This window comes from Acidithiobacillus sulfurivorans (genome assembly GCF_018853815.1).
Classification (GTDB): Bacteria; Pseudomonadota; Gammaproteobacteria; order Acidithiobacillales; family Acidithiobacillaceae; genus Acidithiobacillus; species Acidithiobacillus sulfurivorans.
This window is the reverse complement of record NZ_JAAOMP010000144.1, coordinates 1-10,233: the sequence shown is the minus strand read 5'-3', so window position 1 is coordinate 10,233 and position 10,233 is coordinate 1. Positions and strand designations below refer to the sequence as shown.

The following is a 10,233-nucleotide window of genomic DNA, read 5'->3' as shown; positions in this document are numbered from 1 at the left end:
ACGCTGCGCGGTTTCTAAGCTCGCCGGCGCAAACAGGTACTCGTCCGCATGCAAGATTGTCAATATTCCAAACGGTTGGACGGCACCTGACGGGATTGCTTCATATATGGGAATAACCCAGGGCTGGTTCGGATGGCAACCATCGGTACGGCCCATGCGTACCGAGTAGATCGTGCGGATCCAATCTGACACAAAAAACCAGGATAAGCCTCCCGGCAATCATCCATCAAACGGCTCAACGTCGGACGTGATATACCTATTTGGTGGCAAATGTCCTGTCCGGTTTGCGACCCGTTTCGCAGCAACCTGATGAGGCTGTGTGATCTTTCTTCCACCATCGAAAGGTGCCCGTGAAAAGATATTTAATTCGTATTATTGCGCGTAATATTCTGAACGTCAATAAAAAACATAATATTCTTCACGCGGTCATGAACGGATTATTTTTACACGGGCACCTTTCGATACCTCGGACGGTCCCCGCCCGGCCAAACTGGCTTCTAGCCAACGTAACAGCACTTTTGCGGTGTTTTCATCCCGGCCGCAACAGACACCGCAGTCACATTGATGGATTCTGTCCGAAAGTGTTTTCTTCTTGCTCGGCAGTTTCCAGTAGCCATAACAACGCTGCGTTAGCTTGATTTGCCGCGTCGGTACCTCCTCATACCATGACCCAGCTTCTTCCGCTTTGGTCCTAGTCATTGCGAGGAAAGTAGCCGGCGCGGCAGCGTGTATTTCTCGGTTCAAGCCCTTTTTACGGGTTCCACCCTGCTTCACCATCTTTCGCGCTCGCGTCCTCCCGCTGTGTGGCTCGCCCTGTGACCCGATCAATGACGTCCTGAATCAATTTAGCCAGTTTTTCCAGGGCATCCCCCAGCGCGTCACCGAGGCTGTTGTTGCGATGGAAGTCTTCTGCCGCACCAAATTGCTTCTTCCATTTTTCCATCTGTTCCATGGTCCCGGTGATGACCGCCGGGTCAGCGCCGCCTCGTGCCAGAAAATCCAGTCCTTTCTGGTCGAAGGCTTTACTACCCTGCTGTACCATGCGTTTTGCCTGTTTTTCGAGCTTTCCGTTGATGTTTTTCAGCACGTCTGGATCTGTCGTTAGGTTACGCAGATGCATGAGCCGATCCATTTTCAGCAAGGCATCCCGTGTCGCCAGCATTTGTCCTGTGCGCCGGTTCCGGACGAAGGCTTCATAATCCATGCCCGTACTGTGCGTGTTCCCGGTTCCGTCGCCTTTCAAACTGGGCAAGCGCGGGAGTCTTGGGAGCGGCAAGGAAAAACTACGGCCAGCGGCCTCTTTTTGGTCGCCCTTATTGGTGGGAGGGGTACTTTGCGAAGGGCTGGCACTTCCCTGCAAAGGTGGTTTTGGTGGCGCGGGACGATGCGTGGCGGTTTGCGCGGCCTTCAACTGCTTTCGGCTACGCGCCTGTTGCATGTGCATGGACAATAGCACGAGGTTCGCGGCTAAATCTTGCGAAGAAAGCAGTGTGTCATCTTCCTCTTCCTCGTCAGGATCGTCCTTGTCTTCTGTTGAAGGCTTTGTCTCTGCTGCTTTCTGGATTTCCTGGTATTCCACGTCAGTCAGCAGGCGCAGATCATGGGCGCCTTCGAACACAGGTTCATTGATCAGCGCGGGGACACACGCTCCTTCTGCGGTGGATTCCGTCGCGCTTACGGAACTTTCGGTGCCATCTGGGCTTTCTGGTATTTCTCTCTCAGCGCTTTCCAGCATGGTTTGGAATTGTTCGGCCACCAGATCAAGGTTAATCCCCGATTGTTCCAGATGATCGTGAATCATTTGGGCGGTTTCCAGATTGGCCGTCTTTTCTGCAGCCTGATTTCCCGGTGTCATCACCCATCGGTCACTGCCGCCCGCCATCTCTCCAGGACCATTTTCACTTTGTGGAACTTTGAAATACGCCTGGTCGATGACCTGGTCACAGAGTTCGGCAAGTGGCACGGGTTGATCCCGATAACCCATCAAGCCTTTAGCCACGAGTGGCACGCGCGTTGTTGCCTGGGTATCCCCCTGGAGTGTGCGCATCTCTACAATGTCCCGTAGCGCATCCTGAAAAGCTTCCATGTGAGCCAGGTGTTCCTGGTCCGGGTCCGACAGGATGGATTCTGGCGCGGTGTCCTCCGGGTTTCCCGTGTTTGCCGGAGGGGCCGTTTCGGAATCTACGGAGGGTTCTGCCGACTGCAATTCTGCCGACGGCAAGTCGTTGTTAGCTTGCTCTGTTGCGTCTAAAACCGCTTCGCTGGTTTTATCGTCAAAGGTGGACGTAACGGTTGGTCTGAGATGTGCGCCGAAAGCCATGGTTAGGTTCCTCTTTAGTGAATAGTGGTGAAAGTCTGGTCCGGTTATGGCCCCTTGTTGTCTTGTCAGTCGTTCGGGTGTCGAAGCCCCGGTTTGGTTTGCGTCCCAGCCGCATCAATCCTCCCCCGAAAACTCCTGCTGGAGGTTCCGCCGTTCGGCGTTTTTGCCGTCCCGCTCTTCTCGGATAATCTGACGGATGTCATCAGTCAACGGATATTCGTGAAGCGCTTTAATCTGATCTTCGTAGACCTTGTGGCGGCCAATGGCGTCGAAGCCCTGTTTCCCGCGCGTCCAGGCAACGTACAGTAACTTATAGTTCTCCTGGGACAGGCTGAACGCGAGGTCTTGCTTGTTGTTGTAACGATGTGCATTGACCACGTCGACGGTATCGATGTCGCTGCCGACCCGCACATGATCCCACTCCAGTCCTTTGGATTTGTGCATGGTACAGATGGTGATATCGGCGTCGGATTTGGTTTTCGCCGTATCGTTTTTCAGGGCGTCGATGGTTTGTTCCAGTGTGCCATGCTGCTTTTGCTCCATGGTAAACTTGACGAACGCTTTAAGGTGTTTGCCGTCTTTGTTCTCAGAGAATTCCAAAATATCCTCCCAGTTTTCAAACAGGGCGATTTCCGGGTGGCGCGGACGGTGGAATGCTCCGTCATACAGCCCCCCCATGGCAGCAAGCAGGTTTGCGGCATCCCCGGCGCCACCACTTTTGGATCCAGCATTCCCAACGATATAAGGGCGAAGGCCGGACTGGATAGCTTCCAGTGTGTCCAGGATGACGCCGGCATTGGTTCGGCAAAGGATGGCGTCGGGGACAAAAGCATTTTCGCTGGTTCGCTGCCCACGTGACATATCCAGAAACACACCAGGGTTTGGATTGCGGCCTTTCAGGATTTGCATCTCACCGGCGGCATTCAAGAAGGTCTGCGCTTTGTCGGCGATATTCTGCCCAAACCGCCAAGACTCTGTCAGAGAAAGCTGGGTGAAGTCCGGAAAGGCATGCATCGCGTCAACGGCGCCTCGCCATCCGTAAATCGCTTGATGGGGATCGCCGACCAGAACCACCTGGCTCCCCGCCGCATGCATTTTCTTCAGTACGGAAATCATGACCGGATTAGCGTCCTGCGCCTCGTCGAAAAGCACCAGATCGCGCCCGGAGAAATCACCGTCCATTTCCCAAGCCTTCAGATAGACGTCATGGGTTACCGGGAACTGACGATCCGATTGCATCCGGTTCCAAAGAGATTGTGCCGATTCTGAAACGGCCTTGTTAAAAGCGTGCGCCGAAGCCACATCCTGTAAATCTTTCACATAGAGGGCATGTTCCAGTGAAGCGTGTTTGGGGGCCACGGTTCGCGCATCGCTCTGCAGAAAGTTCTGCAGAGTTCCCATAATGGCCGATATGGCGGTGTATTCTTTGGGGAACCAGGGGCGAACCCGATCGACATCCTGGCGAAGTTCATCTGCGATGCGATCCCGCAGGTTTTTGAGCCCCGCGCCCATGACCAGCCGCTTCATATACAGATCCTGAACGGGCTTTCCGTAGATTTTGGCACGGGCAGCCATCGCGTGCGCTGTGGAGACGGCGGTGTTCGCGGGGAACCGCGTCATGGCCTCGTCCGCCATAGCCCGGTTGTAAGCGAAGTAAGTCAGGTAATCTCTGGGACGAAGTGTCTTGAGCGTTTCGGCAATCAACACTTGGGTTGAGGTTTTCCCCGTGCCGGCGAACGCTTTTACGGAAACATTTTTGCCAGACAGCGTGGCGTCGATAATGCTTTGTTGTTCGGGCGTAGGCTTGAATTTCGGCGCGTCAGACGTAGTTTCCGCGACCTCCAGTTTTTCAGCGCTGCTTCCAAAAGCCATACATCCCTCCTTTTTTGGGATTCATGATGTTGATTTGCGGTCTATCCGCCCAGCGCGTTACTCAACGTGCTGCTGCCCCCGGTGGAGAGGTTGCCCACGGCAGGCCCCGAAGAAGTGAACGTGTTGACGCTGATGCCGTTACTGCCTTGCCCTGCGGTTATACCACCCATGCCGTAGGGTAACTGGGCGTCATTATTGATAGCAGAATCTGCTTGCTGCATCGGCCATTGCAGGGCTTGTTGTGCCGCATTACAGGCCATCTGCGATAACTGTTGAATGAGCGTGGATGGATTAAAAAAACTGAGACCGATGTTGGATCCCATATTGAGAATGTTGGAAAAACAGGTGGACGACGCAAGATTGGCCGGCGGTGGCACGCTTTGGTAAGTGTTGTCCGCCTGATTTTGGATGTTTTGCGCTGCCGTATTGATCGCTTGCTGGATATTGCCACAACTTCCCGTGCTGGCTATGGGCGCTTGTGCGGGAGCAGTATCTGCAAAAGCAGGCGTAGCGATAGCGGCCCCGGCGACCAATAGGTTAGCCATCAATACATAACGAATTTTCTGCCGTTTCCCGTTGGACTCACCCATGTTTTAAGATTCCTTAGTTTTTTGGTTCAATGCGCGCAAGATTTCTTTCTGACGCGCTGGTGTGAAAATGCGCTCAATGAGTTCGCCGCGCCAAAGGATCAGGATCATTTTTCGCAGCCGTTCCCGAAAAGAATAGGGCACTTCCGGATGGGTCAGGATATGGACGACGCTGTTGTCAGGGTGTGCATCCAGCCAATCAAGAATTCGAAATATCCGGCCCGCTCGCAGATAATCCATGACTTGCCCGGAAAGTACAGGCTCGGCGTAAGGGCTGGGGCCGCAGATCATCCTTTCTGCCAAGTCTCGGGTCAGCATTTGCTCTACGCGACTACCGCGCGTGTCCTGCACCCAGGATTCACCGGCTTCGAGATAACCCACTACTAGCCGCAAGGCACCCCCTCCGCGCTCGGCGAAGAACTTTTGCAAATCCGCCTCCGTCAACGGAGCGGGCATCGTTTCGAGAACGGATAGAGAGGGCGTTTGGGGATAAGTGGGGCTGTTGGTTTCCAACCGATTTTCCTTTAGAATATCGCTAACAGCATTATAATAGCGGAAAAACCATGGATAAAAAAGAGCAAGCCACCCTTAAGATAAGGGGTTTCACCCCGCTGAACAGACGGGCTTTGCTACAGGCTATTGGATTAGGAATAGTAGCTTTGCCGATGATCGCCTGGGCAGCCGGATCATCTTCGGATATTTCGACAAATTTTGCCACGCTTCCGCCGGGCTCATGGGTGGTGGGAACCGCTTATTGCGCGTGCAGTGCAGCCAATGGAAATTTTGTACAGCCCAGCGATCTCATGGTCTCGCAGCAGAACCTTGAACAGGCGATTCTCGCTGTGGGTAAAGCGCTGAATACGGGCCAAATGCAGCAAATGTCAGCCTTAGAGCAAGAAGAGAACCAAAAACTTCAAGAGCAGACGAAATTTCACGAACAATTATTGGCGAAGGAAAACCTTCAATATCTGAATTCGCGGATGGCCAGCACAGGGCTAACAGCCGGTAACGCATCGTCAGGGAGTCAGACCACCATTTTGAATGGAAAGACGGTTGCTGTGAATGAGCCTGGCTCCTTATGTAATGAGGAAAGCATGGCGCAAGACATTGGGCAGGGTATGGCGGCAAACCGGCAGATGGCCGGCAGTTTTGGTCAGGTACTTGCGGGCTACGATGTTAGTAATCTGTCAGCGATGGCTACCCTCAAGAATCTGGCGAATGCCCCGACAAACACCTTGTCGGCCTCCAGTATTTTTCCGACAGCGATATCTTCCAGCAGTTACCCGACGCCTTCGGAGGCCGCCCAGACTATCGCGCACTTAACGGAGCCTGTGCCACCTGTACAATTGACGGCGGCGCAAAAGAAAACAAAAGCGGGCCAGTTGTGGCAGGCTTCCGAACACGCCATTCAGGCGAAAATGAGTATGGCGCAAAATGCCTTGGCGACGATAGCTGCGTGGCATCAGCCGACTATTTCAGCCAGTTATTTTGTAAGTAAATGGCAATCCATGCAAAAAGCGTCCAACGCTTCCAATTCCTCCTCCAGCCTGCCTCCTGGCGTCGACAGCAACAACAAAATCAGTCCGGACGGCGCATTAAATCTGATGGTACAGGCGCGATATGCTAACCCTAATTGGTATTCGCTCATGGCCGTGCAGACGATGCCTGGGGCCATCAAGGATTTGACAGAGATGGAGGCTATCAGTCTGCGTGTGCATTGGGAATCTTTGCGCATGAGTGAATATCTGGCGGGGCTTTCTGCCGACGAGTACGCGCACGAAGTCGTGACGCCCACCAATAATGCGTTGACGCACCTGAACGCGAATGCCATGGCACAGGAAAATGGAGCTTTGAATGGGCAATAATTCTTTGGGTGCTTTTCGCGTTTTTCGAGTAGCAATCCTTCTGGCGATAGGAATGGTCCCATTATCGGCAGAAGCTATTGTGACAGCGACCCCTCCGCCTGGTGGGTACACCAAACCTGCTACCAGTTTACAGAATGGTAGCAGCACAACCACGAATTTTGGCGGGACCGGGTCGGGTGGAACGGGCGGGATATCCACCCGTTCTGGATCCGCATCGACGAACTCATCATCCATTAATGGAGGACAAACGTCCATTGGCGCAGGCGGCAGTGTCGAGGGCTCCTGTAATTCAGTTGGGCAGATCGCGAACATTCAAAATCTGCAAACCTATCAAAGCAATTTGATAGCCACTATCGATCAGGTAGGGAAAGCCCTGAATACGGGCCAGATGCAACAATTAACCGCGACGGAACAGCAAATGAACCAGTCCCTGCAGGAGCAGGCGAAGGTGGATGCGCAGATCGCCGGTGCGAAAGCCAAACAAAAGTATCTTCGGCAAACCACAGGGATTAATGCGTTGCCTAATCCTTGTACCTGGTCTTCCGGGGCTGCAGATATTTTGTCAGGGGTCGCTTCAGCGCAGCAAGTGGCAGCGGCGGCCGCCAGTAGTGCGACTCAGGCGGAGCAGCCTGCCGTGAACCCACTCACCTCGGTGCAGGCTTTGGCGAATGCAGCAGCGCCAACACTTTCGGCTGGTACCTTATTGCCATTAGGTGGAGCGGCTACGGCCGTTACGGCTTCGGAAATCAGCGCTTACATCAAGAACAGCGTTGTCCCGGTGAATGCGCCGTCCGTGCCGAAAGGCGTTACCAACCCGGCTGCGACGAATTTCAAAGCGGTTTCCCACATCATGAGCACCCAGGCGAGTTTGGCTACGGTCACGCTGGCGGCCATTGCGCGGCACAACGTCCCGACGATATCGGATACCCTGGCCAATCATCTCTGGACGGAGAGCGATAATAGCGGTACGCCCCCTGGAGAGGTCAATGGCAAAATCAGCCAGGATGGCCTGTTGCAGACAATCACGGATGGCCGGTATGCCAATCCTGCTTTTTATCAGGGGCTTCAATCAACATCGAGTGGGGACACGGTGCAGATCAAGGAAGTGGACATCATGATGGCGGCACAGCTTCGTATGGAAGAGGAAGAAGAAACCATGCTGGAACATGCGGTAGCGCTGCAGGCGGCGATGTTGGCCAGTGAAGAATCCGGTCGTGTTAATCAATTGAACGCTGATCGTGGAAACGCCGTAGCACAGTCGAATGGGGCATTTGCCGGTGCGCAATAAATTCAAAAAGGTTCGCTGGTCGGTTTACGCGGCGGTTTGTCTGTCGGTTTCCTGTTCAGCGCACGCGGGAATCATGAGTGACTTGAGTAACCTCTTGTCGTTTCTTGATCCGCAGCAAATTCTCCAGGTGGGGAAGGCCCTGAATACTGGTCAGGTGCAACAGATGACCGCCACGGAGCAGCTCTTGAACCAGAAACTGCAAGAACAGTCTTTGTTTCAAGAAGAAATGGCAGGGGCTACGGCGAAACAGAACTATTTAACCCAGACGGATTCTATTTCACAACTTCCAGGGCAGTGCGAACAATCTCAAGCTGCTGCTGGATTGTTTCAATCGGCGCAATCAGCCAATGTTCAGGGGGCTATGGCGAACGTGGCTTTGGGGGATGACGGCGGACCCGGTGTCATCAATGGGAAAGCGAATATGCCTACGCAACAGGAGAAAATCCAGTCGTTAGCGGCACTTTCAGGCCCGGGTGGGACGGGTCAAAACCAAACAGATGCGCATGCGTTGTTTGAAGGGAAAGACAGCGGGAACGCATTAGTGGTTGAATCGACTTTGCTGGATCCGATTCCTAGTCAGCCCATCACGGCCGCGCAAGCTGCCACACCTGCTGGGGTAGCCTGGCAAAGCCAACATAACGCTGCAGAAGCGGGATTATCTTTGGCGGCATCTTCCATGGGACTGGTGGCGGGCCTGCACGCGATTTCGGTGCCCGGCTCTGCGGTAAGCGCGGTGAGTGCAGTCGTTGGTGCGGCGCCGAAGGCCAGCACGTCGGCAACAATGAATAACAAGCCGTCTCCCGCACTATCGGCGGTCGCCACGCGGGCCCCTGCGCAATCGCCTTCCCCTGCCTCCAATGCCGGAAACTGGCAACAACTGGTGCCACATTATGTCAATCAGGTTGCCGCTGCGGCGCAGTATGCCAACATTTCTCCGGCCATCATCGCGGCGACGATTGCCCATGAAGACTCGACAGGGGACCTGAAGGCCATGCCGTGTACTGATCCGCAATCGTATCCTTTTGGTGGAGGTAGTTCGTTGATTTGCTTGCAAGCGGATTCTACGGCAAAAAGTCTCGGGCAGATGATTGATCCTACGGCGATTAGTTTAGGCGCGAACTATGGATTAACGAATCCCATGGTGGTGTACGGGCAACATCCCAATATTGAATTAAAAGCCATGGCTACTGGCTTGAAGTATTTTTTGGGGCAATGTAACGGGAATGTCGCCTGTACGTTTGGGGCCTGGAATTACGGCCATGTAGCCCCGGGCATGTCGCATGGCGTTTGGCCGAACGCTGCGACGGCACAATATGCGGCGACTTCCATGGGGTTTTACACGGGTGCGAAACAGGTGAATGTAGGGACTTATCAGGGTAGCGGTGCGGGCGCAAGCGATAGCGGGGGCAACGAAAATGCTGCGAGTACAGCGGGGCTACTCCGTCTGGTGAGTCTCGGCAGTTACGCGAATCCGGCTTTTTATAATCAGTTGGCCGCCACCACACCGGCAGGCGCTTGGCGGACGCTGGTTTTTCTGAAAGCCATGAGCCTTCGCGTATCCAACCAGAATCGGCGGTTGATGGAACGGCTGTCCGCCATTATGGCTACGCGTGTAGCGCTGGCAGAACAGCAGAACTTGCACGCGGAGAATCCGCGTCGAGGTAACGCCATGGCACAAAGTAACGGGGCCATCCCCTAAGCTTCTTCTCTGTTCGAAAGAAAACAGCCGGCCTTTAACGTTGACATAACCGCTCATGGGTGTAACATAGCGTTAACAGTTTTGTAACTTTTATGAGGATTTTTTGGGTATGCCCGCTATGGAATCTCATTTTTTGCAGGAACCTTTGACGCCGAAGGACTGTGATTTGCGGTCATGCCCCTCCATGCCGGTAGATATTCGGTGGTTGATGGATTCGGAAATGGTGGTCAACACGAACGGCGAGGCGTTCCGTGCCGCTATGCTGCTGATTTTGGCTTCCTGGCATCAGCTCCCGGCGGGATCTCTGCCGAACGATGACAAACAGTTGGGTCTGTTGTCGGGCTATGGGCGGTTTTCCAAAGCGTTCCAGAAGGTCAAAGAGAGCGCTTTGCAGGGTTGGATATTGTGTTCAGACAACCGCTGGTATCACCCGAAGATCGCGGAAGTTGTGTTGCGTGCTTGGACGGAAAAACAAGTGGCTCATGAGACGAAGGCGAAGCGGTCGAAGATTGCACGGGTGTTAAACAGCGTGCAAAAGTTGCCAGAATTGGGTGGAAAACAGCGTTTAAATTGACCACCTGATAACCTGCCGGATTTGCCGG

Annotated in this window: 8 protein-coding genes; 4 read left to right on the top strand and 4 right to left on the bottom strand. The window is 54.0% G+C overall.

Annotated features, from left to right (window positions below; translation table 11 throughout):
* Nucleotides 1-751: 751 nt before the first annotated feature.
* The 4 genes from HAP95_RS13280 to HAP95_RS13265 form a co-directional block, all read right to left on the bottom strand.
* Complete coding sequence (locus tag HAP95_RS13280) at nt 752-2,320, bottom strand: hypothetical protein (RefSeq protein WP_215884638.1); 1,569 nt, start codon at nt 2,318-2,320, stop codon at nt 752-754.
* Nucleotides 2,321-2,434: 114 nt separating this feature from the next.
* On the bottom strand, nt 2,435-4,192 hold the full coding sequence (locus tag HAP95_RS13275) for a UvrD-helicase domain-containing protein (protein ID WP_215884637.1): 1,758 nt from the start codon (nt 4,190-4,192) through the stop codon (nt 2,435-2,437).
* A gap of 41 nt (nt 4,193-4,233) precedes the next feature.
* Nucleotides 4,234-4,782 (bottom strand): hypothetical protein, encoded by a 549-nt coding sequence (locus tag HAP95_RS13270; RefSeq protein ID WP_215884636.1) that lies wholly within the window; start codon nt 4,780-4,782, stop codon nt 4,234-4,236.
* Between the two features lie 3 nt (nt 4,783-4,785).
* Nucleotides 4,786-5,292, bottom strand: coding sequence for a type IVB secretion system protein IcmW (locus HAP95_RS13265; RefSeq protein WP_215884635.1), 507 nt, complete (start codon nt 5,290-5,292; stop codon nt 4,786-4,788).
* 50 nt (nt 5,293-5,342) lie between these two features.
* On the opposite strand from HAP95_RS13265, the gene HAP95_RS13260 reads away from it, so the two are divergent.
* The 4 genes from HAP95_RS13260 to HAP95_RS13245 all read left to right on the top strand — a co-directional run bounded on the left by HAP95_RS13260 (nt 5,343) and on the right by HAP95_RS13245 (nt 10,205).
* On the top strand, nt 5,343-6,644 hold the full coding sequence (locus HAP95_RS13260) for a conjugal transfer protein TraW family protein (RefSeq protein WP_215884634.1): 1,302 nt from the start codon (nt 5,343-5,345) through the stop codon (nt 6,642-6,644).
* Nucleotides 6,634-7,932 (top strand): hypothetical protein, encoded by a 1,299-nt coding sequence (locus tag HAP95_RS13255; protein WP_215884633.1) that lies wholly within the window; start codon nt 6,634-6,636, stop codon nt 7,930-7,932. The genes HAP95_RS13260 and HAP95_RS13255 overlap by 11 nt, the downstream gene beginning before the upstream one ends.
* Nucleotides 7,933-8,005: 73 nt before the next feature.
* Nucleotides 8,006-9,631: a hypothetical protein gene (locus HAP95_RS13250; RefSeq protein ID WP_215884632.1), complete on the top strand. Its 1,626-nt coding sequence runs from the start codon at nt 8,006-8,008 to the stop codon at nt 9,629-9,631.
* A 109-nt stretch (nt 9,632-9,740) separates the two neighbouring features.
* Nucleotides 9,741-10,205, top strand: a complete 465-nt coding sequence (locus HAP95_RS13245; protein ID WP_215884631.1) for a DUF1376 domain-containing protein — start codon at nt 9,741-9,743, stop codon at nt 10,203-10,205.
* Nucleotides 10,206-10,233 lie beyond the last annotated feature (28 nt).

Coding starts and splice junctions, on each gene's coding strand:
- HAP95_RS13250 (WP_215884632.1), top strand. CDS start 8,006: ATGAGTGACTTGAGTAACCTCTTGTCGTTTCTTGATCCGCAGCAAATT.
- HAP95_RS13275 (WP_215884637.1), bottom strand. CDS start 4,192: ATGGCTTTTGGAAGCAGCGCTGAAAAACTGGAGGTCGCGGAAACTACG.
- HAP95_RS13260 (WP_215884634.1), top strand. CDS start 5,343: ATGGATAAAAAAGAGCAAGCCACCCTTAAGATAAGGGGTTTCACCCCG.
- HAP95_RS13245 (WP_215884631.1), top strand. CDS start 9,741: ATGCCCGCTATGGAATCTCATTTTTTGCAGGAACCTTTGACGCCGAAG.
- HAP95_RS13280 (WP_215884638.1), bottom strand. CDS start 2,320: ATGGCTTTCGGCGCACATCTCAGACCAACCGTTACGTCCACCTTTGAC.
- HAP95_RS13255 (WP_215884633.1), top strand. CDS start 6,634: ATGGGCAATAATTCTTTGGGTGCTTTTCGCGTTTTTCGAGTAGCAATC.
- HAP95_RS13270 (WP_215884636.1), bottom strand. CDS start 4,782: ATGGGTGAGTCCAACGGGAAACGGCAGAAAATTCGTTATGTATTGATG.